We start from the raw sequence: 21,687 nt of genomic DNA on the forward strand, positions 1-21,687 counted from the left end.
CGGGGTCCGGGAGGCCGCATCCGTTGGTGTTCGTCAGTCGGCGTTGGTGGCCTCGGCGGGCGCGCCGGTGCTGCCGCTGCGGCGACGGCGACGGCGACGCGGCTTGCTCGCCGCCTCACCCTCCGCGGCCTGCTGCGGTGCGGCGGCGGTCTCGGCCGCGCCCTCGGTGCCGATCACCGCGGTCGGCTCACCGGCCACCGTCTCGCCGGCCCGGCGGCGACGCCGACGACGCGGCGTACGCGGGGTCTCGTCGTCTCCGGCATCGGCCTGTGCGGCGGGCGAACCGGCGGACGAACCGCCCTCGCCGCCCCGGCCACGACCGCGGTCGCGGTCGCCGCGCTCGCGGCCCCGGCTGTCGCCGCGCCGTGCGCCCCGACGCGCCCGGCCGCCACCGCCCAGGTCTTCCTCGACCTCGGCGGACAGGCCGGCGCGGGTGCGCTCGGCGGTCGGCAGCGTGCCGCTGACGTCCGTCGGGATGGCCAGGTCCGTGTAGAGGTGCGCGGAGGTGTGGTACGTCTCCGGCGGCTCGGGCATGTCCAGCCCGAGCGTCTTGTCGATGATCCGCCAGCGGGGCATGTCGTCCCAGTCGACGAACGTCACAGCGACACCCGTGGCCCCGGCCCGGCCGGTACGGCCGATGCGGTGGGTGTAGGTGTCCTGGTCCTCCGGGCAGTCGTAGTTGATCACGTGCGTGACGCCCGTGACGTCGATGCCCCGGGCCGCCACGTCGGTGGCGACCAACGTGTCGATCTTGCCGGCCCGGAACGCCCGCAGCGCCCGCTCACGCGCGCCCTGGCCGAGGTCACCGTGCACGGCGGCGACGGCGAAGCCGCGGAAGTCGAGATCCTCGGCGACCCGGTCGGCGGCCCGCTTGGTGCGGGTGAAGATCATGGTCAGCCCGCGGCCCTCGGCCTGGAGGATGCGCGCCACGATCTCGACCTTGTTCAGCGAGTGCGTGCGGTACGCGAGCTGCGTGGTCTGCGGCGACGGACCGGTCTCGGCCGTGTGCCCGGCGTGGATGGTCACCGGACGGCGCAGGAAGCGCCGGGACAGCGCGACGATCGGGTCCGGCATGGTGGCCGAGAACAGCATGGTCTGCCGGTCCTCCGGCAGCATCGCCAGGATCTTCTCGACGTCGTCCAGGAAGCCCAGGTCGAGCATGCGGTCCGCCTCGTCGAGGACGAGCGCGCGGACCCGGTCGAGCCGCAGGTGCTTCTGCTTCTGCAGGTCCAGCAGGCGGCCGGGGGTGCCGACCAGGATCTCGACGCCCTTGCGGAGCGCCTCGATCTGCGGCTCGTACGCCACGCCGCCGTAGATCGGCAGCACCCGGACGCCCCGGGTACGGCCGGCGGCGTCGAGGTCCTTGGCGACCTGGATGCCCAGCTCACGGGTGGGTACGACGACGAGCGCCTGCGGGACGCCGTCGCTGCCCTCGGACGGGGCGAACACGCGCTCCAGCAGCGGGATGCCGAAGCCGAGCGTCTTGCCGGTGCCGGTCGGCGCCTGCCCGATCAGGTCGACGCCGCGCAGCGCGATCGGCAGCGCGTACTCCTGGATGGCGAAGGCGCGGGTGATGCCGGCGGCGGCCAGCGCCTCGACGGTTTCCTGCCGCGCACCGAGCGCGGCGAACGTGGGTGCCTCCGGGGGGACCGGAGCGGTGGGGGCCAGTGGCTGGCCGGAAATCTGCTCGCTCATATGGATTTGGGGGTGCCCTCTCGTGGTGCGCCCCTCAGGTCCTCAGGGCGCGATCGGTGTGGCGCGGGCCACGCGGTCAGGGGCGATTTCGCCGAGCCGGACCGGGCCGCACGCGCGTCGGGGACCGGCGTTGATCAGCAAGTGACCGATTCGGTGCCCACGGCAACTGTCTCATCGTACCTGAACGGTCCCTGAGTCGTCCCGATTCCCAGGTGGTGGCCGTGCACGCGGGGCGGTTCGCTGTGACTTGAGTCACAGGCGCAACGTCGGTAGCCTGCGCTCGTGTCCGCCCCCGACCCCGCCGCGACCGACCCTGCCGCCGCCGATCCCGCCGCGACCGACCTGTTCGGGCTCGTCGCCTACGGCGAACTGCTCGCGTTCGACCGCCTCGCCGCCGACGCGCGCCTCGCGCCCGACCTGCGCCGCCGGGCCGCGCTCAGCGAGATGGCCGCCGCCGAGATCGCGCACTACAGGTGGCTCACCGACCGGCTCGCCGCGTGGGGCGTCACGCCGGAGGAGGCGATGGCCCCCTACGTCGAGGCGCTGCGGGCGTACCACGACTCGACCGAGCCGCGGGACTGGGCGGAGGCGGTGACGAAGGCGTACGTGGGCGACGCGATCACCGACGACTTCCTGCGCGGGATCGCCGACGGCCTGGACGGGCCGAACCGGACGCTGCTGCTCGACGTGCTGCACGACTCCCGGTACGCCGAGTTCGCCGCGGCCGAGATCCGGGCCGCGATCGAGGCCGATCCCCGGGCGGCCGGGCGGCTGTCGATGTGGGCGCGGCGGCTGCTCGGTGAGGCGCTCTCCCAGGCGGGCCGGGTGGCCGCCGCCGACCGGGGCGCGCTCGTCGCGTTGATCGGGCGGACCGGCGGGGACGTGCCGGGGCTGCTGCGCCGGCTGACCGAGGCGCACTCCGCGCGGATGACGTCGGTCGGGTTGAACAACTGAGCCGCCGTGGCGGGGAGGCCCGCCACGGCGGCCGGTGCCGCGGGAATCAGCGAACGGTGAATCCGACCGCGCGGGGCGACGCCTCGGCGATCTCGACGTAGGCGACCTTGCCGACCGGCACGATCACGCGCCGGCCCTTCTCGTCGGTCAGGGAGAGGGTGCCCTCGCTCTTGGCGAAGGCGTCGGTCACGATCTGCTCGATCTCGGCCGGCGACTGCGCGCTCTCCAGGACCAGCTCCCGCGGCGCGTACTGCACGCCGATCTTGACCTCCACTGTGCCTCCTCAACTGGGGCGAAAAAGCCACCGTGGGAAGGCTATCCGATCCGGCGGCCCGATGTTCAGGCTGACTCACCTTGCAGCGGGAAGCTGGCGATGCCGCGCCAGGACAGGGCCGCGACCAGCGCCTCGGCCTCCGCCTTGGGCACCTGACGGCCGCCGGCGAGCCAGAACTGGGCGGCCGTCTCGGCGGCGCCGACCAGGCCCGAGGCGAGCAGTTCGGCGTGCGAGCGGCTGACCCCGGTGTCCGAGATGATCGTGTCGGTGATGGCCGCGATGCAGCCCTGCTCGACCCGCTCCACCCGCTGCCGCACCGCCGGGTCGTTGCGCAGGTCCGACTCGAAGACCAGCCGGAACGCCTCGCTCTCGTGGTCGACGAAGTCGAAGTACGCGCGCACCGCGGCGCCGACGCGCTCCTTGTTGTCGTTGGTGCCGCTCATCGCGTCCTGCACGTTGGCCACTATCGCGTCACAGTGCGTGTCCAGCAGCGCGAGGTACAGCTCCATCTTCCCGGGGAAGTGTTGGTAGAGCACCGGCTTGGAGACACCGGCCCGCTCGGCGATGTCGTCCATCGCGGCGGCGTGGTAGCCCTGCGCGACGAACACCTCCTGGGCGGCGGCGAGCAGCTGCTTACGGCGCGCCGAGCGGGGCAGGCGGGTGGGCCGACCGGCGGTCTGTGCACCGTTCCCCACTGCGGTCATCGGATCCTCCGAGTATCTGCGTACGAGCCGGCACGTATCACCCGAACCGGTCCGGGTTCGTGAACCCGTCGCGGAATTGGCCCGCCGCTGTAACTTATCGCCACTGTCACCACACGGTAGCCTCAGCGGGGGCGACCAAGGAGCGCGCGGTGAGTGAAACAGGGCAACCCGGAGCCGCCACCCCGGGAGAGCACGGCGACGGGACGGGCCAGCAGGACGACCCGGCCCGTACCGGCGGCGGTTGGGCGCCCCCGCCGAACGGCTGGTCCCGCGGCGCTCCGGCGCCCGGCGGCTGGCCCTACGGCGACCTCGGCGGCTGGGCCGCCTCCTCGCCCCGGCACGGCGACCTGCCGGCCCCGCTGCCCGGCCACTCCGCGCCGGAACCGGGCCGCGTCAACGGCCGCCACGTCAACGGCGTGCACCACGCCGGGGAGGAGTCGCCAGTGACCCGCCAGGCGCCGGTCAGTGCCCCGCCCGCGGACGAGCTGCCCCGGCCTGCCGACGGCGAACGGCTGGCCGTACCGGCCCCGCGCCCGGCGCCGACGATCGAGCAGCCGACCGACCCGGGGGAGCCCGCCGGTTCCCGGCACGCCGCGGACGACCCGACCGCCCGGGCTCCGCGCTGGGCCGAGAGCGGGCCGACCTCCGCGCCCCCGGCGCTCCAGGTCCCGCCGGTCGGCGCCGCCGCCTCCGGGTTCGAGGTGCCGCCGGGCTTTCACGCGCCGAACACCGAATCCACCCCGTCGCTGTCCCACGGCTGGGCCGACCGGCCGGTCACCCCGCCGCCGGCCGTGAGCCGGCCGGAGCACGCACCGGGCGAGGTCCACCCGCCCGAGGGCCGGGCGGCCGGCGCCGAGCCGCGGGCCGCGGCCGAGACTCCGGCGGCCGACGACCCGAGGGCCGCCGAACCGGACTGGTCCGGGCCGTCCTGGAACCGCCCGAGCTGGGGTGACGGCTGGGCCCCGCCGTGGGCCCGGCCCGACGAGCCGCCGGCCCGCCGCGCCGAGGAGCCCGTCGCCGAGCGGCGGGAGTGGGAGGACGACAGCGCCGCCCACCGCACCGCCCGCGAGGACCGCGCGGCCGAGTGGGCGCCCGAGCCGGTGCGGCCGTACGAGCCGGCCCGGGTCGAGCCGCCCGCCGCCTACGAGCCACCCCGGCCCGAGCCGGTACGGCCGTACGAGCCGCTGCGCGCCGAGCCGGCCCCGGGACCGGATGCGGCGCGGCAGTACCCGCCGCCCGCCGAGTCCGAGGTGTCCCGGCCGTACGAGCCGGGTGCCGGGCCGGAGCCGGCGCGCCGGTACGAGCCGCCGGCCGCGCCCGAGCCGGCGCCCGAGGCGACCCGCCCGTTCCGGCTGCCCCGGGGCGACGCCGAACCACCGCACGGCTACGAGCGGCCCTCCTGGGCCGGGCCGCCGGTGCCGGTCGCGCCGCTGATCACGCCCCCGGGCCCCCCGCCGACGAGTGCTCCGCCCGCGCCCGGCGCGCCGCCGGTAGCCGGCGCCCCGCCCGCCCCGGCCGGTGGATACGCCCCGGCGCCGCCCGCCGAGGCGGCTGCCGCCGTCCCGCCGACCTCAGGCGTTCCCGCCACGAGCGGCACGCCACGGTTCGACCCCGCACCCGCGCCCCACCCGACGAGCGCCCCTCCCTACGCGGCCCGCCGGTCCGCACCGGAACCGGTGCCGGCCGCCGACGCGGTCGCCGAGCCCCGACCGGAGGAACCGTCCCCCGTGCTGCCGCAGCGCGTCCCCTCGGAACCGGACGTGCCCGTCGTGCCGGAGCCACCGGCAGTGGAACCGTCCGCCGAGACCCCCGAACTCGCCCGCATCGCCACCCACCTGCGCCGCGACGACGAACCCGCGCCACTGCGGGAGCGGCCGGAGGGCTTCGACGTCAACGCGATCCTCGACGCGGTCCGGGAGGTGGCGGGCGTACGCGACGCCGCGTTGCGCCGTACCCCGGCCGGCGCGCACAGCCTCCGGCTCGACCTGGCCGACGGCGCGGACCCGGCCGAGGTCAGCCGCATGGTGGCCCGGCTGCTCCAGGAGCGGATGGGTCTGGCCGCCGCCCCGCAGAACCTGCCCGGCGCGCCCGCCGTACCGCCCCCGGCCCCGCTGCGCCGCCGGTCGGCCCGGCTGGACCGCTCCGGTGAGACGCGCGCGGGCGAGACACGAGCACCCGGGACGCAGCCGGCACCGGTCGAGGCCCGTGCCCCGCAGGCGGAGCCGGGCGAGGCCCGTAACGGTGAGGAGACGGGCGGCGACGAGATGCCGGCGCGTGCCGGTGTGGCACGTCCGGCCGCGAACCGTTCCGGCGACGCGCGGTTCGGTGCGGACCGCGCCACGCGCCCGGCCGAGGCGCCCGGCGACGGCGACGAGCCGCCGCGCCGCCGCCGGCAGGCCACCCACCGGGGCCGGGCCGCTGTCGACGAGACGTCGCTGGCCTCCGCGCCGACCGGCATGTCCACCGGCAGCCCGGTCACGCTCGGTACGTCGTACTCCGGTGGGCAGATGACCACGACGGAGACCGCGCCGTCGCGACCGCTGGACACCGGCGGCGTGCCGGGGCCGCGGGTGGTGATCGAGCACGTCCTGGTGAGCACGTTCGGCCTGGACGCCACCACCGAGGTGCGCCTGGTCGCCGGCGACCGGACGGCCGAGGGGCACGCGACCGGCCCGGCTGTCGACGGGTACGTGCTGCGGCTCTGCGCGGTGGCCGCGGCCGCCGCGGTGGACGAGCTGCTCGGCCGGGTCGTCCCGGCCGGCGAGCGGGGCCGGTGCTTCGTGGAGCACGCCGCCGTGGTGCCGTTCGGCAACTGCGAGGTCGCCACAGTGGTGGTGCTGCTGGTCTGCGACGGCTGGGTGGAGCAACTGGCCGGTTCGGCGCTGGTGGCCGGGGATCCCCGGCAGGCGGTCGTGCGGGCCACGCTCGCGGCGGTGAACCGGCGGCTGGAGGCGCTGCTCTCCTGAGCCGGTGTGCGGTACGGCGTGTGCGGGGAAGACTGGAGGCATGAAGCGCGCCGCACTGTGGCCGGAGCACAGCCTTCCCGCACACCACGTCCCGCCGCCCTGGCCCGGCCGGCACGTACGCCTCGACGGCACGCTCGTGCACGTCCGCGACACCCCGGCCACCGGTCCCGGCGCGGAGCCCGCGCTGTACGTGCACGGCCTCGGCGGGTCGGCGCAGAACTGGACCGACCTGGCCGGGCTGCTCGCGGACCGGCTCGACGGCCAGGCGATCGACCTGCCCGGATTCGGGCGCAGCGAGCCGGGGCCGCGCTACACGATCCCGTCCTTCGCCGAGCGGGTGATCCGCTGGATCGAGCACAGCGACCGGGGTCCGGTGCACCTGTTCGGCAACTCGCTCGGCGGCGCGATCTCGGTGCGGGTGGCGGCGTTGCGCCCGGACCTGGTCCGCACGCTCACACTGGTCTCGCCCGCGCTGCCGTTCCTGGACTTCCGCCGCTCGTTGCAGGGGCGGATGCTCCCGTTGCTGGCGATCCCCCGGGGCGAACGGCTGGCCGCCTGGCGGCTGGCCCAGTTCAGCCCGGAGGTGACCGCGCAGCAGGTGATGGAGGCGTGCGTGGCGGACCTGACCCGGATCAGCGATCAGCGCCGGCAGGAGGCGATCGACGAGATCCGGGTCCGGTACGAGGCGGCCCACTACGCCGCCGCGTACGTGCGGACGTTCCGGGGCCTGGTCGGCAGCTTCCTGCGTTCGTACCTGCCGGGGGAGGGCGCGCTCTGGCGGCAGGCGGCGGCGGTACGGGCGCCCACGCTCGTGGTGGGCGGGCGGCAGGATCGGCTGGTCGACGTGCGGGTGGCGCCGCAGGCGGCCCGGGTCATCCCGGACAGCCGGCTGCTGATGCTCGACGGCGTCGGGCACGTGGCCCAGTTGGAGGTGCCCCGGACCGTGGCGCGGGCGGTGCTCGGCCTGCTCGCCGAGGCGACACAGTCGCTCACCACCGGCATGGGGGAGAGCGGAACGGAGCGTGACATGGCAGGCTGAGCCGGATGCCCAGCTCCCGCCGTCCTCGTGCCGCCCGCTCCCGTTCCTCGCTTCGTCACTGGCGTACCGCGCTCGTGGTCTGCGCCTTCGCTGCCGCCGCCGCGGTCGGTGTCGGCGTGGCGGTGCAACTGCCGTCGGCGGGCGCGGGGACGCGGATCACCGACGGGTTCGTCGCTCAGCCTCCGGCGCCCACGCGGGAGCCGTCCACGCCGAGCGTCGCGCCGTCGCCCCCGGTGGTGCCCAGCTCGCCGGCCGCGCCGGTGCTGACGCTGTCCGGCCCCGGCCCGGCGAAGGGCCGGGGCAGCTTCGCGTACGACGACCGGACCAGCGGCGTGCTCGGCCGCTCGGGGACGCTGCGCCGCTACCGGGTGGCGGTGGAGAACGGCTCCGGCGAGGAGGTCCGCGCGTTCGGTGAGGCGGTGCAGCGCGCGCTGGCCGGCCCGGGTAGCTGGGTCGACGGCGGCAGGCTGCGGTTGCAGCGGGTCGGCGCGGACGACCGGTACGACTTCACGATCTACCTCGCGACCCGGGACACGGCCGGGCGGCTGTGCGGGGCGGGCGGGATCGACATCCGGGTGGGCGGGGTGCCGTACACGTCGTGCCGGGTGCCGGGCAAGGTGGTGATCAACCTGGACCGGTGGCGGACCTCGGCGCCGCACCTGGTCGACGCCGGGATGCCGCTGGACACGTACCGGCTCTACGTGGTCAACCACGAGGTGGGGCACCAGCTCGGGCACCGGCACGAGGGGTGCCCGGGTGCGGGCCGGGCGGCGCCGGTGATGCAGCAGCAGACGCTGTTCCTCAAGGGCTGCCGGCCGAACCCGTGGCCCTACGTGGGCGGGAAGCGGTACACCGGGCCGGCCCTCTGACCGCCGGTTTGTGAAGAACATTCGCGGCATAGGCGGCAAAAGCAGCTAAATGCCCGAATTGCATGGCACGCTGAGGCCATGACGTCGTCGTCCCCTTACGACAACCCTGCCGCGCCGCCGTCCGAGCGTCCCACCCTGCGCCGGATGCGACGGCGGCGCCGCCGCTCGGTGCTGCTGCTGGCGATGCTGCTCGCGGCCGTCGGCGGCGCGGTCGGCATCACCCGGCTGAACGCGCCGTCGCCCGGGCACGGTGGGACGTCGCTCGCCGCCGAACCGTCGCTGGCGCGCGGCGCCGAGGCCGACGTCCCGGCCCCGGCGCCGACCGGCTACCCCACCGCCGGCCCCGGCACGTTCGCGGTGGCCCAGGGCCGATCTCCGGTACGCGGACAGGAGGGCCCGCTGCGCCGCTACCGGGTCGAGGTCGAGCAGGACACGGGGCAGGACGCCGACGAGTTCGCCGCCACCGTGGACGCGGTACTGGGCGACCCGCGCAGCTGGATCGCGTCGGGGGACCTGCGGGTGCAGCGGGTGCCCGAGGCGGCTGCCGCAGACTTCACCGTCTACCTCGCCACCCCCATCACCTCCGAGCGGATGTGCGCCGAGGGCGGCCTGCGCACCGACCGGTACACCTCCTGCCGGCTGCCCGGCCGGGTCGTGCTCAACCTGGCCCGGTGGATGACGGCGGTGCCCGACTACGGCGCCCCGCTGGAGGTCTACCGCACCTACGTGATCAACCACGAGGTCGGGCACGAGTTCGGCGAGCTGCACGAGGCCTGCCCCGAGCCCGGCGCGCCCGCCCCGGTGATGCAGCAGCAGACGTACGGGCTGGACGGCTGCCTGCCGAACGCCTGGCCGTACATCGGCGGAATGCGGTACGAGGGCGAGCCCACCGACGGGGTCTGAGTTATTCCCGGTCCCGCAGTTCGGGCCGAGTGTCCCTCATCATGGCCGATCCCCGTCCGGGCGAGCGACAATGGCGCGGTCACACCGCCGATCCCGGGGAGTCCACCGTGTCGTTGCCCCCGCTCGTCGAACCCGCCGCCGAGCTGACCGTAGACGAGATCCGCCGCTACTCGCGCCACCTGATCATCCCGGACGTCGGGGTGGAGGGGCAGAAGCGGCTGAAGAACGCCCGGGTGCTCTGTGTGGGCGCCGGTGGCCTCGGCTCGCCGGCGCTGCTCTACCTGGCCGCGGCCGGTGTCGGCACGCTCGGCATCATCGACTTCGACACCGTCGACGAGTCGAACCTCCAGCGCCAGGTCATCCACGGCGTCTCCGACGTGGGCCGGTCCAAGGCCGAGTCCGCCGCGGCGTCGATCCGCGAGATCAACCCGCTGGTCAACGTGGAGATCCACAACACCGCGCTGGACCGGGAGAACGTCCGGGACATCTTCTCCCGGTACGACCTGATCGTCGACGGCACCGACAACTTCGCCACCCGCTACATGGTCAACGACGCGGCGGTGCTGCTCGGCAAGCCGTACGTCTGGGGTTCGATCTACCGCTTCGACGGCCAGGCGTCGGTGTTCTGGGCCGAGCACGGCCCCTGCTACCGCTGCCTCTACCCGGAGCCCCCGCCGCCCGGCATGGTCCCCTCCTGCGCCGAGGGTGGCGTGCTCGGGGTGCTCTGCGCGTCGATCGGGTCGATCCAGGTCAACGAGGCGATCAAGCTGCTCGCCGGCATCGGTGAGCCGCTCGTCGGCCGGCTGATGGTCTACGACGCTCTGGAGATGAGCTACCGCAAGATCAAGGTTCGCAAGGACCCGAACTGCGTGCTCTGCGGCGAGAACCCGACGCTCACCGACCTGATGGAGGACTACGAGGACTTCTGCGGCGCCGTCTCCGACGAGGCGCAGGAGGCGGTGGTCGACTCGACCATCACCGCGCTGGAGCTGAAGGACTGGCAGGACTCGGGCAAGGACATCTTCCTGGTCGACGTGCGCGAGCCCGCCGAGTACGAGATCGTCCGCATCCCCGGCGCGACGCTCATCCCCAAGGGCGAGATCCTGTCCGGCGAGGCGCTGGCGAAGTTCCCGCAGGACCGGCAGATCGTGCTGCACTGCAAGTCCGGCGTCCGCTCCGCCGAGGCGCTGGCCGCGCTGAAGGCGGCCGGATTCTCCGACGCGGTGCACCTCCAGGGCGGTGTGCTCTCCTGGGTCAAGCAGGTCGACCCGTCGCTGCCCGCGTACTGAGTCGTGTCGATGGGCCCGCCCGGCGCTCCGGGCGGGCCCATCGTGCTTTTCGCGCCCCCTGGCGTGGGCAAACGCCGGGTCGGGCAACCCTCCGGCGGATGCCCTCGACGACCGGTGGGCGGTACCGGCCCTGACCGAGCTGCCGAGGCGTAACCTCGGCCGCGCCAGTACCGTCAGTGCCGTGGTCGACTTGGACGCGGCGATCGGATTCGTCGTCGCTCACGGTGACGCGGTGGACCGCGCCCGTCTCTCCCGGTTGCGCTCCGGCGCTCCGGTGCCGCCCGACGTGCTCGACGCCGCCGAGGCCGGGCAGGCGCCGGGCGGCGGCTGGCCCGCGGTCCTCGACGGCGAGGTCGCCTCGATCGACGCGACCTGCTTCCGCCTGGCCGAGCTGGACGACCTCGGCGCGCTGGGCCGCCCGGCCGCCCGGCACGCGCTGGACTGGCTGGCCGCCCGGCAACTGCCCGACGGCGGCTGGGACGAGGACCCCTCGCTGGCCGGGCTCGCCCCCGAGTGGGCCACCCCCGGTGATCCCGAGGCACGGCTCTACCAGACAGCCAACGCCGGGTTCTGGCTGACAGTGGCCGGGCTGGACGCGCGGGCCGCCGGTCCGCTGGACCACCGGGTCGGCGGCGCGTACGCCGGTGTGGTGCAGGCGGCGGCCCAGGCACTGGCCGCGCAACTCGCGCCGGACGGCAGCTGGCCGTCCTTCCTGCCCGCCGGCTGGCTCGCCGCCGCGGTGCTGCACCGCCAGCAGATGTACTACGAGTCGGCGCGCATCCAGGCGGTGCTGGCCGACCGGATCCCCCGGATGTCCCCGGCCGACGTGGCCTGGCTGGCCGCCACGCTGCGCCGGGTCGACGTGGGCGAGGAGCAGTGGCTGCTGGTCTCCGCGCGCAGGCGGCTCGCCGAGACGCAGCGCAGCGACGGCGGCTGGGACAGCGACGACGGCCACCAGTTCGACGTGCACACCACGCTGCGGGCGATCCGCGCGTGCCGCCCGAACACGCCCGAGGCCCCGACCTCCGGAGCGCCGTTCGTGGTGCCGCAGACCGCGGACCTGCCCGCGCCGCCGGCCGTACCGGCCCCGCGCCCGCGCCGCCTCCCCACATCGCCGCCTGCGCCGGCGCCTGCGTCGCCCGCCCCGCCGGTAACCGCGCCCGCGCCTGCGTCGCCCGCCCCGGCTCCCGATGCCGGGCCGCCGCCGCACCGCCTCGGCTCCGACCCTTCGCCGGGGCCGGGTGGCGTGTCGTCGGCCGGGCCGGAGACCGCGCCCGCTTCGTCGGCCGGTCCGGACGGCGGGCAGGGGCCGTGGTCCGCCTGGATCGTCGCGCCCGACCTGCTCCCCGACGGGAGCACCGTGCCGGCTGCGCCGTCAGTGCCGGACCCGCCGTCCGGCCCGGTGCCGCCCGCTGCTCCGGTGCCCCCGGGGCTGCCTCCGCTCGTCACACCGCCATCGGCGGACGGGGATCCACTCCAGATCGCCTAGCCCGGCCAGTTGATCAACACCAGTTCGGCGAGATGGTGGCATCGGAGGCACCATGATGCCCCCACCACCCCGTACTGGTGGCCGCCCAGGGGACCGGACCGATCAGCGCAGGTGACCGTCTCCGGTGACCACGTACTTGGTGCTGGTCAGCTCCGGCAGGCCCATCGGTCCGCGCGCGTGCAGCTTCTGCGTCGAGATGCCGATCTCCGCGCCGAAGCCGAACTCGCCGCCGTCGGTGAAGCGGGTGGACGCGTTGACCATGACCGCTGCCGAGTCCACCCGGGCCACGAACTCCCGGGCCGCCCGCTGCGAGTCGGTCACGATCGCCTCGGTGTGGCCGGTGCCGTACCGGCGGATGTGCGCGACCGCCGCGTCGAGCGAGTCGACCACTGCGACGGAGATGTCGGCGGAGAGGTACTCGGTGCCGAAGTCCTCCTCGGTGGCCGCGACCACGGCGTCGGAGTGGGCGGCGACCTCGGGCGTGCCGTGCACAGTCACCCCGGCGTCGGCGAACGCGGCCAGCACCGCCGGCAGGAACGCGTCCGCGACGTCGCGGTGCACCAGCAGCGACTCGGCGGTGTTGCAGGTGGACAGGCGCTGCGTCTTGGCGTTCAGCGTGATCGCCAGGGCCTTGCCGAGGTCGGCGGCGGCGTCCACGTACACGTGGCAGTTGCCCACGCCGGTCTCGATCACCGGGACCGTCGACTCCTCGACCACGGCGCGGATCAGCGACGCACCGCCGCGCGGGATCAGTACGTCGACCAGGCCGCGGGCGCGCATCAGCTCCTTCACCGAGTCGCGGGTGCTTGAGTCGAGCAGCTGCACCGCGTCCGCCGGCAGCCCGGCGCCGGAGACCGCGTCGCGCAGCACCGCGACCAGCGCCGCGTTGGAGTGCGCGGCCGACGAGGAGCCGCGCAGCAGCGCCGCGTTGCCGGACTTCAGGCAGATCCCGGCGGCGTCGACAGTCACGTTGGGCCGGCCCTCGTAGACGATGCCGACCACCCCGAACGGCACCCGCACCTGCCGCAGTTCCAGCCCGTTCGGCAGGGTCGAGCCGCGTACTACCTCGCCCACCGGGTCGGGCAGCGCGGCCATCTGGCGCAGCGCGTCGGCGATGGCCGCCACCCGGCCCTCGTCGAGCGCGAGCCGGTCCAGCACGGCCGCCGACAGCCCGGCGTCGCGCCCGGCTGCCAGGTCCGCCGCGTTCGCCGTCAGGATCTCCGGGGTACGCGTCACGAGCGCGTCGGCCATCGCGTGCAGCGCGGCGTCCTTGACGGTACGGGTGGCCGTGGCCAGGGCTTCCGCCGCGTCCCGGGCTCGCCGGGCCTGCTCGACGACGCTCATCGTGCGTACTCCTTCAGACGGGGTTCAAGGAGGGGCCCCTTCTTAACAGACGTCTGTTAAGAAGGGCCCCTTCCTTACAGCAGGACCAGGTCGTCGCGGTGGACGACCTCGCGTTCGTACGCCGGGCCGAGCGCCGCGGCGAGTTCGGAGGTGGAACGGCCGAGCAGCCCCGGCAGCTCCACCGCGTCGTAGTTGACCAGCCCTCGGGCCACCGGCGCGCCGGCGGTGTCGACCAGGTCCACCGGGTCGCCCGCGGTGAACGCGCCGTCGACGGCGGTGATGCCGGCGGGCAGCAGCGACTTGCGGCGGCCGACCACCGCCTGCACCGCGCCCGGGTCGAGGTGCAGGCGGCCGCGGGGGGCGGTGGCGTGCGCCAGCCAGAACAGACGGGCGGCGGGGCGGCGGCTGCTCGGGTGGAAGTACGTGCCGACCGGCTCCCCGGCCAGCGCCGGCGCGGCCAGCGGCGCGGCGGTCAGCACCACCGGGATGCCGAAGCCGGTGGCGATCCGGGCCGCCTCGACCTTCGTCACCATGCCGCCGGTGCCCACCCCGGCCCGGCCGGCCCCGCCCACGTCCACGCCCGCCAGGTCGCCCTCGCCGTGCACCTCGGTGATGCGGGTGCTGCCCGGGCGGGCCGGGTCGCCGGTCCAGAGCGCGTCGACGTCGGAGAGCAGCACCAGCAGGTCGGCGTCGACGAGCGCGGCGACGAGCGCGGCCAGGCGGTCGTTGTCGCCGAACCGGATCTCCTCGGTGGCCACCGTGTCGTTCTCGTTGACGATCGGCACCGCGTGCAGGTCGAGCAGCTTGCGCAGCGTCCGGTACGCGTTGCGGTAGTGGGCCCGCCGTGTCACGTCGTCCACGGTGAGCAGCACCTGCCCGACGGTGCGGCCGTGCCGGGCGAACGCGGCCGCGTACCGGCCGATCAGCAGGCCCTGGCCGACGCTGGCGGCGGCCTGCTGGGTGGCAAGGTCGCGCGGGCGCCGGGGCAGCCGCAGCGGGGCGAGCCCGGCGGCGATCGCGCCGGAGGAGACCAGCACCACCTCGCGTCCGGAGGCGGCGAGCCCGCCGAGCGTGTCGACGAGCGCGTCGACCCGGGCGTCGTCGAGGCCGCCCGTCGCGGTGGTCAGCGAGGACGAACCGATCTTGACCACGATCCGCCGGGCCGAGGTGACTGCTTCGCGCACCCGACCATTCTGCGCGCTGCGGTCTGCCGCGCCGCGGCGCGTTCCCATATCGTGGCAGCTCGTGACACCTGACGAATACGTCGAGGCGGTGCTGGCGCTGGTCGAGCGGATCCCGCCGGGGCGGGTTATGTCGTACGGGGCGGTGGCCGACGCGCTCGCCGACCGCTCGGGACGGGCCTCGCCACGGCTGGTCGGCTCGATCATGGCGCGGCACGGGGGCGGGGTGCCGTGGCACCGGGTGGTGAACGCGGCCGGCCGGATGCCGCCGGGGCACGAGCGCAGGGCCCGGGAACGGCTGCTCGCCGAGGGCTGCCCGTTGCGTGGCGACCGGGTGGACCTGGCGGCGGCGTCCTGGTCACCGGACGAGGGGTGACCCGACCGGGTCGGCGGCAGCCGGCCAACCGATCGTGACTGCCCTCAACGAGTCCGGGTCATCGCGGCCAGTCTGAGAACGCGTGCCGGAGGTTGCGGATCTCGGCCGGGGCGAGGCGGTAGAGCGTGAAAACGGTGTCGGGCAGGCGGTCGAGGCGCTGTAACGAGTCCTGGAACTCTTCGTCGGTGAGCGCCGGGTCGGCCCGCCGCGCGAGGTCCACCAGGTCGTTCCTGCTGTAGCGGCCGAGCGCGGCGGCGACATCGATGTAGTCGCGGGGTTGGGCACGGGTGACCATGGCGGCACGGGCGACCTCGTGCTGGTACGGGTCCGGCGCCGGTGACATCAGGCGGCGACGTCCCGGGCGCGCAGCACCGGGTGGCTCTCTTCCCAGGCGCGGCGGACACCGCGGGGCACATACAACTCGGGCCACAGGCGGATGAGGGTGGGGCCGTGCAGCCAGGCGCGCAACTCGTCGGGATGAACGGCTTCGGTGAGCACCGTCTCGTACATCCACGCGAGCAGACCCGGGACGTCGAGGTCGACGTGCCGGTCGGGTTGCCAGAACAGCCGGTGGGGCAGCTCGACCACGCCGGCGACCGGGCCCTGCAACTCGCTCAGGTCGGGGACCACGACCGCACGACGGCCGGGACGGGCCTCGTACGGTGCCCGCGAGCTGCGGACGGATCGGGCTGGGTCCATGCCCTACAGGGTAGCGGTGCCGACCTGCGCCTCACCGCGACTCGCGAGCGCCTGTCGGCATCGAACGAGCAGCACCCGGGAGGGGATGTGACCCGGGCCATAACGTGAGTAGCATTCGGCGCCATGACAGCTTCGGGCCTGCCCCGCCGGGTGCACCTCGGGTACGCGCTGGGTTCCCTGGTCACCGGCGCGTTCGGCACCGTGCCCGGGCTGCTCCTGCTGCCGTACCTCACCGACACGCTGGGCGTCGCCGCCGGGCTGGCCGCCCTGCTGGTGCTGCTGCCGAAGGCGTGGGACGTGCTCGTCAACCCGGTCGCCGGGCGGATCTCCGACCGGACCCGCTCCCGCTGGGGCGCGCGCCGTCCGTACCTGCTCGGTGGCGGGCTGGCACTCGCCGTCCTGTTCGCCTCGATCTTCGCCGCGCCGTTCGCCAACGGTCCGGGCGCCGCCGCGTACGTGGCGCTGGCGTTCCTGGCGACGGCCACCGCGTTCGCGTTCTTCCAGGTGCCCTACGTGGCCATGCCGGCCGAGCTGACCGCCGACCCGGCGGAGCGTACCCGGTTGATGACCTGGCGGATCGCGGTGCTGGCGCTGGCCATCCTGGTCTCCGGCGCGGTGGCCCCGGCGGTGGTGAGCGCGGGCGGCGACGGCGTGCCCGGCCACCGGTGGATGGGTCTGTTCGTGGCCGCGCTGATCGTCGCCGGCACCGTCGGCGTGTTCCTCGGCACCCGATCCGCGCCGACCGGGACGGTGGGGGAGAGCGAACCGAGTCTGCGCGCGCAGCTAGCTGTCGCCACCGGCAACCGGCCGTTCCGGGTGCTGCTGATCTGCTTCGTGATCCAGTCCGCCGGGGTGGCCACCGTGCTGGCCGGGGTGAAGTACTTCGCCGACCAGGTGCTGCGCGAGCCGGACAGCGGCCCGACGCTGCTGTTCGCCTGCTTCGTCGCGCCCGCGCTGCTGGTCATGCCGCTCTGGTCCCGGGCCGGCGCCCGGCTGGGCAAGCGGGCGTCGCTCGTCGCCGCGTCGCTGATCTTCGCCGCGGGCGCGCTGGCCCTGGTCGCCGCGCCCGCTCTGCCCGCCGCCGCGGCCTACGCGGTGGTCGCGGTGATCGGCGTCGGGTACGCCGGCCAGCAGGTCTTCGCGCTGGCCATGCTGCCGGACTGCATCGCGTACGACACGGCACGCACCGGGCGGCGGCAGGCGGGCGTGTTCACCGGGCTGTGGACGGCAGGGGAGACGTTCGGGCTGGCGCTGGGGCCGGGCATCTACGGCCTGGTGCTCCAGCTCTCCGGCTACGTCTCCTCGTCCACCGGCACCGCCGCCGTCCAGTCCGACACGGCCCGGCTCGGCGTGTTGCTCGGCTTCACAGTGCTGCCCGCCCTGCTGGTGGCGATCCCGCTGGTGCTGCTGCGCGGCTACACCCTGACCCCGGCCCAGCTGGCCACCGCGTCCGGGGCCACAGTGCCCGAGGCCACCGCGCCCGGAACCACCGAGGCCGACGCCCCGGTCACGCGGGCGTGAGCACCGTCCGGCCCGGCCCGTCCACGAGAGGAACCACCCGATGACCGACACGGCAGACGTGGGCGCGCTGCCCGCGCGGGGGATGCCCGCGGCGGACGTACTAGGCGAGATCCGCGCGCTGCGGGCCGCCGACCGCCCGACGCACGGCGGGCGGCTGTTCGCGTACGTCTACGACCCCGGCGTGGCCGGACTGGACGAGCTGGCGCAGGCCGCGTACGCGGAGAGCGCGCACGTCAACGGCCTCGACCCGACCGCGTTCCCGTCCTTGCTGGCGATGGAGAACGCGCTCGTCGGCGCCGCCGCGCGTCTGCTCGGCGGCGGTCCCGGCACCGGCGCGCCGGACGTGGTCGGCAGCGTCACCAGCGGCGGCACCGAGTCGCTGCTGCTCGCCGTCAAGGCGGCCCGGGACGCCCGCCCCGACCTGACCGAGCCGCGGATCGTGGCGCCGGCCAGCGCGCACGCCGCGTTCGCCAAGGCGGCGCACTACCTGCGGGTCACGCTGGACACCGTGCCTGTCGACCCGGTGACGCTGCGGCCGGATCCGGCCGTGGTGGCCGCCGCGATCCGCCCGGAGACCGTGCTGGTGGTGGCCTCCGCCCCGTCGTACGCGCACGGGGTGGTCGACCCGGTGACCGAGATCGCCGCCGTCGCGCAGGCCGCGGATGTGCGCTGCCACGTGGACGCCTGCTTCGGCGGCTGGGCGCTGCCCTGGCTGCGCCGGCTCGGCGCGCCGGTGCCGCCGTTCGACTTCGCCGTACCCGGGGTCACCTCGATCTCGGTCGACCTGCACAAGTACGCGTACGCGCCGAAGGGCGTCTCGGTGCTGCTGCACCGCGATCCGGCGCTGCGCGCCCCGCAGTTCTTCGCGTACGCCGACTGGCCCGGGTACACGATGGTCAACCCGGTGGTCGCCTCCACCCGGTCCGGCGGGCCGATCGCCGCCGCGTACGCGACACTTCGCCACCTCGGCGAGGACGGCTACCTGCGGCTGGCCGCCGCCACCCGGGACGCGGTAACCGGGCTGGCCGACGCGGTACGGGCCACCGGCGGCCTGCGACTGATGGCCGAACCGGAGACCACAGTGGTCTGCTTCACCAGCGACGATCCGGGGCTCGACCTGTTCGTGCTGGTCGACGAGCTGACCGCGCGTGGCTGGCACACCCAGCCCCAGCTCATGTACGCCGATCTGCCGGCCAGCGTGCACCTCACGGTGACTGCGGCGGTGGCGCCCCGGGTGGCCGAGTTCGGCCCGGCGCTGGCCGAGGCGGTCGCGGCGGCCCGCGCCGCCGGGCCGGTCGTGCTGCCGCCGGAGCTGCTGGCGCTGGCCGGCAGCCTCACGCCGGAGGCGCTCACCCCGGATCTGGTGGCCGGGCTTGCCGGCGGCCTCGGCCTGGCCGGCGGCGCCGGTGTGCCGGACCGGATGGCGGTGGTGAACACGCTGCTCGACGCCGCCCCGGCGCGGCTGCGGGAACGGCTGCTCGCCGAGTTCGTCGGGTTGCTCCAGCGTCCGGCCTGGTGACACGGCGATGCCCGGCCGGCGCCCACGCGCCGGCCGGGCGGGCGACGGGTCAGCTCGCGGCGGCCGCGGTCACCGTGAACGACGTGGTGTTGTCCGACGGGTCCACGTCCTGCGGGTCCTCGGCCTGCCAGAAGTAGCTCCCGGTCACGGTGAGGCTGCCGGTGCCCAACTCGCCCGCCGCCGTGCCGACGGGCGCGCTGAGGAAGACGTCGAAGGTGCGCTCCTCGCCGGGCATGAACCGGCCGCCCGGCACGGTGAACCCGAGCGGGAAGCTCGGCATGTCCTGCGGCTCGATGTGGTCGACCTGCACCCCCGCGGGCAGGGCGGCGGCGACGTTGAGAGCGAAGGTCGGCGCGTCGTTGCCGTAGCGCACGGTGACCGGCATCCGGCCGAGCAGGGTGCCGTCCGGCTGCGGGGTCAGCGTCACGGCGCTGCCCCGGATGCTGAGGTCGGTGTCGACGGCCTGCACGTACGGTCGCGGCTTGCGCAGGCTGCCGGTGGTGGAGCGGAAGAGGGTGGTGAAGCCGGTGGCGTCCGAGGCCGCGGCGGCGCCGTCCGGGACGACCTCGATCCGCCCGCCCTTCGCGACCATCGGGTAGCTGCGCGCGGTGGTCCAGACGTGGAAGCCCAGCCGGAAGGTGAGGCTCTTGCCGGCCTCGATCTGCTCGCCGCCGCAGCCGATCACCAGCCGGTTTTCCACCAGGCGGTCGTAGAAGCAGCCGCCGCCGGGCTCGATGGAGGTGAACGACGCCCCCGCCGGCTCGGTGACGACCAGGCTCACCGACGTCGCGGTCGACCGCCGGTTGGTCACCGTCGCGGTGAGCGTCCCGACGTACCCCCGGTCGGTCGGGTCGAGGACGAGCCGCTGGGCCGTGACGTCGACGCGGCCGGTGGCGGCGCTCGGCGCGGCGGCGGCCGGCGCGGCCAGGGTGATCAGTGCGGCGGTCCCACCGAGCAGTGCGGTGGCGATCCGTGCCGTACGTGTGGTCATGCTGTTCCTCCCGTGATTCCCCGTTGCCGGACGGCGGCATCTCCGTCCGTCCGATGCCGGTGACACGTCCAGACGGGACGGTCGGTTGCGATCTGTCGGTCAGCCGACGGAGGTCAGCTCGACCTCGTTGTCCTTCCAGTTCAGGTCGTTCCAGTACCGCTCCTGCGAGTCGATGTGGATCGCCCGCAGCGTCGGCGGCTCGTCGGCGGTCGCCGGATGGTCGAACGTGAACGTGTACGTCCTGCTCGCGCCCACCGACAGGGTGTCCAGCACGCAGGCGATGCCCCCGTCGAGCCGCACGTTCCGGCACCGGTCCAGGGCGGACCCGTTCGGTCTCGTGTAGTCGTACCAGCCGGTGAACCCGAGCTGACGCACGCTCACCGGCCCCCGGTTCACCACTGTCACGGTGACCGTTACCTTCCGGATCCCCTTCTTGTCCGGCGGCCCGGCCACGACGTCGCGGGCGGTCATCGTGAGGTCGGTCAGACGGGGGTCGGTGCCGAACTTCGTGGGCCCGTCGACCTGCCGGAACCGTTCACCGTTCCAGGCGTACGTCCGCCACTGCCGTTGCGGCGTCCATTCGGGCGTGCCGCAACAGGGCTGGATGTCGGCGACGTGCGCCCGGACCTCCCCGCCGTCCCGCACCGAGAACTCGGTGATGTCATCCATGCCCTCACGGGTGCCGACCACCCGGCCCATGGTGATGATCCGGCCGTCCCCGCCCCGGTCGAAGGCGAGCACCTGTTTGCCCGACGCCTCGCCGTAGCGGCAGGCGACGAGGACGACCGTCTCGGTCGCGCCGTCGCCGTCGAGGTCGGCGTACTCCGGCCCGGCGAGCAGCGTCGGGACCGATTCGTCCTGCGGGCCGGACCGGAGCCGGACGTCGTCACTGACACAGGTCTTCGGTGCGTCCGGCCAGGACACGAGGTCGAGCTGGGCCGCGAGCAGCTGGGACCGCGTGATCCGCCCGTCCGGAGCGGCCGGGGTCGAGCCGGCCGTGCTCGGCGGCGGCGTCGACGGTGGCGGCGACGTGCTCTCGGACGGAGTCGGGGTGACTGTCTGCGCGGGCGCCGGGGGCGGTCCGGGCCGCCGGTCCAGGGCGGCGTTCGCACCCACCGGGATCACCACGGCAAGCACCACGGCCGCCGCGGTGACCACCGCTGTACGTCGGCGGCGGCGCCGGACCGTGCGCCGGACCGCAGCCGTCCCGGCCGGGTGCACCACAGGCGTGTACGCCGTGCGGAACTCGGCGAACTCGCCGCCGATCAGGATGTCGTCGGGCTCAGTCATGGTGGTTCACCTCGCTCGTGGTGGTGAGCTTCGCCGCCAGCGCGGTCCGCCCCCGGTACAGCCAGGACTTGACGGTGCCCTCCGGCACGTCCTCCTGCGCCGCGATCTGCGCGACGCTCAGATCGGCCAGGTAGTGCAGCACCACGGCGCGGCGCTGATGCGGCGGCAGCTCGGCCAGCGCGGCGGTCAGCGCGACCCGGTCCGGCCCCGGCCCCGGCACGTACTCCTCCCGCTGGCGGTGCAGCCACGCCTGGGCCGTCCGCAGCCGCCGCCAGCGGCTGGTGGCCAGGTTCCAGGCCACCCGGCGGACCCAGGCCACCGGATCGTCGTAGCGGGACACCCGGGACCAGCGGGCGAACGCCCGGCAGAACGCCTCCTGCACCATGTCCTGCGCCTGGGACAGGTCACCGCAGTAGGCGGTGAGCTGAAGCGTCAGGGACCGGAAGTGTGCGTGGTAGAGCCCGTCGAAGTCGACCGCCTCGCGCCTCTCGGCGCGCCTCGCTGTCCCCTCGGGTGGCTCGTCGAGCATCGGCTCCCTCGTCACCGTCACCTGGTCCTCCCCGTGTGCGTACCGCCGACGCGGT

General features: G+C 74.9%; 19 protein-coding genes and 1 pseudogene. 10 read left to right on the plus strand and 10 right to left on the minus strand.

Going from position 1 to position 21,687, the window contains the following annotated elements:
- Window positions 1-33: 33 nt before the first annotated feature.
- Window positions 34-1,695 (minus strand): DEAD/DEAH box helicase, encoded by a 1,662-nt coding sequence (locus ML5_RS14505; RefSeq protein WP_013475196.1) that lies wholly within the window; start codon window positions 1,693-1,695, stop codon window positions 34-36.
- Between the two features lie 282 nt (window positions 1,696-1,977).
- On the opposite strand from ML5_RS14505, the gene ML5_RS14510 reads away from it, so the two are divergent.
- Window positions 1,978-2,649, plus strand: coding sequence for a ferritin-like fold-containing protein (locus tag ML5_RS14510; RefSeq protein ID WP_013475197.1), 672 nt, complete (start codon window positions 1,978-1,980; stop codon window positions 2,647-2,649).
- 46 nt (window positions 2,650-2,695) lie between these two features.
- Here ML5_RS14510 and ML5_RS14515 read toward each other — a convergent pair whose 3' ends face one another.
- The gene (locus tag ML5_RS14515; RefSeq protein ID WP_013288692.1) at window positions 2,696-2,923 is read right to left on the minus strand and encodes a DUF3107 domain-containing protein; all 228 of its coding nucleotides are present in this window, start codon (window positions 2,921-2,923) and stop codon (window positions 2,696-2,698) included.
- 65 nt (window positions 2,924-2,988) lie between these two features.
- Entirely contained in the window at window positions 2,989-3,627 is a 639-nt protein-coding gene (locus tag ML5_RS14520) for a TetR/AcrR family transcriptional regulator (protein ID WP_013288691.1), read from the minus strand.
- A gap of 149 nt (window positions 3,628-3,776) precedes the next feature.
- On the opposite strand from ML5_RS14520, the gene ML5_RS14525 reads away from it, so the two are divergent.
- The 6 genes and pseudogenes from ML5_RS14525 to ML5_RS33260 form a co-directional block, all read left to right on the plus strand.
- Complete coding sequence (locus ML5_RS14525; protein ID WP_013475198.1) at window positions 3,777-6,593, plus strand: hypothetical protein; 2,817 nt, start codon at window positions 3,777-3,779, stop codon at window positions 6,591-6,593.
- A gap of 40 nt (window positions 6,594-6,633) precedes the next feature.
- A complete protein-coding gene (locus ML5_RS14530) occupies window positions 6,634-7,632 on the plus strand; it encodes an alpha/beta fold hydrolase (protein ID WP_013288689.1) in 999 nt (332 codons plus the stop codon).
- A gap of 5 nt (window positions 7,633-7,637) precedes the next feature.
- Window positions 7,638-8,501, plus strand: coding sequence for a DUF3152 domain-containing protein (locus ML5_RS14535; RefSeq protein WP_013475199.1), 864 nt, complete (start codon window positions 7,638-7,640; stop codon window positions 8,499-8,501).
- A gap of 78 nt (window positions 8,502-8,579) precedes the next feature.
- The gene (locus ML5_RS14540) at window positions 8,580-9,404 is read left to right on the plus strand and encodes a DUF3152 domain-containing protein (RefSeq protein WP_013475200.1); all 825 of its coding nucleotides are present in this window, start codon (window positions 8,580-8,582) and stop codon (window positions 9,402-9,404) included.
- A 41-nt stretch (window positions 9,405-9,445) separates the two neighbouring features.
- Window positions 9,446-10,693, plus strand: a complete 1,248-nt coding sequence (gene moeZ / locus ML5_RS14545; RefSeq protein ID WP_030269268.1) for an adenylyltransferase/sulfurtransferase MoeZ — start codon at window positions 9,446-9,448, stop codon at window positions 10,691-10,693.
- 130 nt (window positions 10,694-10,823) lie between these two features.
- A pseudogene (locus ML5_RS33260) lies at window positions 10,824-11,693 on the plus strand (prenyltransferase/squalene oxidase repeat-containing protein); the annotation flags it as partial.
- A 591-nt stretch (window positions 11,694-12,284) separates the two neighbouring features.
- On the opposite strand, the gene ML5_RS14555 reads toward ML5_RS33260, so the two are convergent.
- A complete protein-coding gene (locus ML5_RS14555) occupies window positions 12,285-13,526 on the minus strand; it encodes a glutamate-5-semialdehyde dehydrogenase (RefSeq protein WP_013475202.1) in 1,242 nt (413 codons plus the stop codon).
- 74 nt (window positions 13,527-13,600) lie between these two features.
- The gene (gene proB, locus ML5_RS14560) at window positions 13,601-14,758 is read right to left on the minus strand and encodes a glutamate 5-kinase (protein ID WP_013288683.1); all 1,158 of its coding nucleotides are present in this window, start codon (window positions 14,756-14,758) and stop codon (window positions 13,601-13,603) included.
- A 13-nt stretch (window positions 14,759-14,771) separates the two neighbouring features.
- On the opposite strand from proB, the gene ML5_RS14565 reads away from it, so the two are divergent.
- Window positions 14,772-15,083, plus strand: a complete 312-nt coding sequence (locus tag ML5_RS14565) for an MGMT family protein (RefSeq protein ID WP_013475203.1) — start codon at window positions 14,772-14,774, stop codon at window positions 15,081-15,083.
- A 58-nt stretch (window positions 15,084-15,141) separates the two neighbouring features.
- On the opposite strand, the gene ML5_RS14570 is transcribed toward ML5_RS14565, so the two are convergent.
- Both ML5_RS14570 and ML5_RS14575 read right to left on the minus strand, forming a co-directional pair.
- Entirely contained in the window at window positions 15,142-15,426 is a 285-nt protein-coding gene (locus tag ML5_RS14570) for a hypothetical protein (RefSeq protein ID WP_049800098.1), read from the minus strand.
- Window positions 15,426-15,782: a hypothetical protein gene (locus tag ML5_RS14575; protein ID WP_013475204.1), complete on the minus strand. Its 357-nt coding sequence runs from the start codon at window positions 15,780-15,782 to the stop codon at window positions 15,426-15,428. Before ML5_RS14575 ends, ML5_RS14570 begins: the two co-directional genes overlap by 1 nt.
- A 123-nt stretch (window positions 15,783-15,905) precedes the next feature.
- Between ML5_RS14575 and ML5_RS14580 the strand changes: the two genes are divergently transcribed.
- Together ML5_RS14580 and ML5_RS14585 are read left to right on the plus strand one after the other, a co-directional pair.
- Window positions 15,906-17,303, plus strand: coding sequence for an MFS transporter (locus tag ML5_RS14580; RefSeq protein WP_013475205.1), 1,398 nt, complete (start codon window positions 15,906-15,908; stop codon window positions 17,301-17,303).
- Window positions 17,304-17,343: 40 nt separating this feature from the next.
- Entirely contained in the window at window positions 17,344-18,822 is a 1,479-nt protein-coding gene (locus ML5_RS14585; protein WP_013475206.1) for an aminotransferase class V-fold PLP-dependent enzyme, read from the plus strand.
- 49 nt (window positions 18,823-18,871) lie between these two features.
- Here ML5_RS14585 and ML5_RS14590 read toward each other — a convergent pair whose 3' ends face one another.
- The 3 genes from ML5_RS14590 to ML5_RS14600 form a co-directional block, all read right to left on the minus strand.
- Window positions 18,872-19,813 carry a hypothetical protein gene (locus ML5_RS14590; RefSeq protein WP_013475207.1) on the minus strand — a complete coding sequence of 314 codons (942 nt, stop codon included), beginning with the start codon at window positions 19,811-19,813 and terminating at the stop codon, window positions 18,872-18,874.
- Between the two features lie 99 nt (window positions 19,814-19,912).
- Entirely contained in the window at window positions 19,913-21,103 is a 1,191-nt protein-coding gene (locus ML5_RS14595) for a hypothetical protein (protein ID WP_013475208.1), read from the minus strand.
- Window positions 21,096-21,653, minus strand: a complete 558-nt coding sequence (locus tag ML5_RS14600; RefSeq protein ID WP_013288677.1) for an RNA polymerase sigma factor — start codon at window positions 21,651-21,653, stop codon at window positions 21,096-21,098. The genes ML5_RS14595 and ML5_RS14600 overlap by 8 nt, the downstream gene beginning before the upstream one ends.
- Window positions 21,654-21,687: the final 34 nt, after the last annotated feature.

It is taken from the genome of Micromonospora sp. L5, from assembly GCF_000177655.2.
GTDB lineage: Bacteria > Actinomycetota > Actinomycetes > Mycobacteriales > Micromonosporaceae > Micromonospora > Micromonospora aurantiaca.

What these genes read in the sequence shown, in the direction of transcription:
- ML5_RS14505 (WP_013475196.1), bottom strand. Translation starts at nt 1,695, where the DNA reads ATGAGCGAGCAGATTTCCGGCCAGCCACTGGCCCCCACCGCTCCGGTC.
- ML5_RS14520 (WP_013288691.1), bottom strand. Translation starts at nt 3,627, where the DNA reads ATGACCGCAGTGGGGAACGGTGCACAGACCGCCGGTCGGCCCACCCGC.
- ML5_RS14530 (WP_013288689.1), top strand. Translation starts at nt 6,634, where the DNA reads ATGAAGCGCGCCGCACTGTGGCCGGAGCACAGCCTTCCCGCACACCAC.
- ML5_RS14535 (WP_013475199.1), top strand. Translation starts at nt 7,638, where the DNA reads ATGCCCAGCTCCCGCCGTCCTCGTGCCGCCCGCTCCCGTTCCTCGCTT.
- ML5_RS14540 (WP_013475200.1), top strand. Translation starts at nt 8,580, where the DNA reads ATGACGTCGTCGTCCCCTTACGACAACCCTGCCGCGCCGCCGTCCGAG.
- moeZ (WP_030269268.1), top strand. Translation starts at nt 9,446, where the DNA reads ATGGCCGATCCCCGTCCGGGCGAGCGACAATGGCGCGGTCACACCGCC.
- ML5_RS14555 (WP_013475202.1), bottom strand. Translation starts at nt 13,526, where the DNA reads ATGAGCGTCGTCGAGCAGGCCCGGCGAGCCCGGGACGCGGCGGAAGCC.
- proB (WP_013288683.1), bottom strand. Translation starts at nt 14,758, where the DNA reads ATGGGAACGCGCCGCGGCGCGGCAGACCGCAGCGCGCAGAATGGTCGG.
- ML5_RS14570 (WP_049800098.1), bottom strand. Translation starts at nt 15,426, where the DNA reads ATGTCACCGGCGCCGGACCCGTACCAGCACGAGGTCGCCCGTGCCGCC.
- ML5_RS14575 (WP_013475204.1), bottom strand. Translation starts at nt 15,782, where the DNA reads ATGGACCCAGCCCGATCCGTCCGCAGCTCGCGGGCACCGTACGAGGCC.
- ML5_RS14580 (WP_013475205.1), top strand. Translation starts at nt 15,906, where the DNA reads ATGACAGCTTCGGGCCTGCCCCGCCGGGTGCACCTCGGGTACGCGCTG.
- ML5_RS14585 (WP_013475206.1), top strand. Translation starts at nt 17,344, where the DNA reads ATGACCGACACGGCAGACGTGGGCGCGCTGCCCGCGCGGGGGATGCCC.
- ML5_RS14590 (WP_013475207.1), bottom strand. Translation starts at nt 19,813, where the DNA reads ATGACCACACGTACGGCACGGATCGCCACCGCACTGCTCGGTGGGACC.
- ML5_RS14595 (WP_013475208.1), bottom strand. Translation starts at nt 21,103, where the DNA reads ATGACTGAGCCCGACGACATCCTGATCGGCGGCGAGTTCGCCGAGTTC.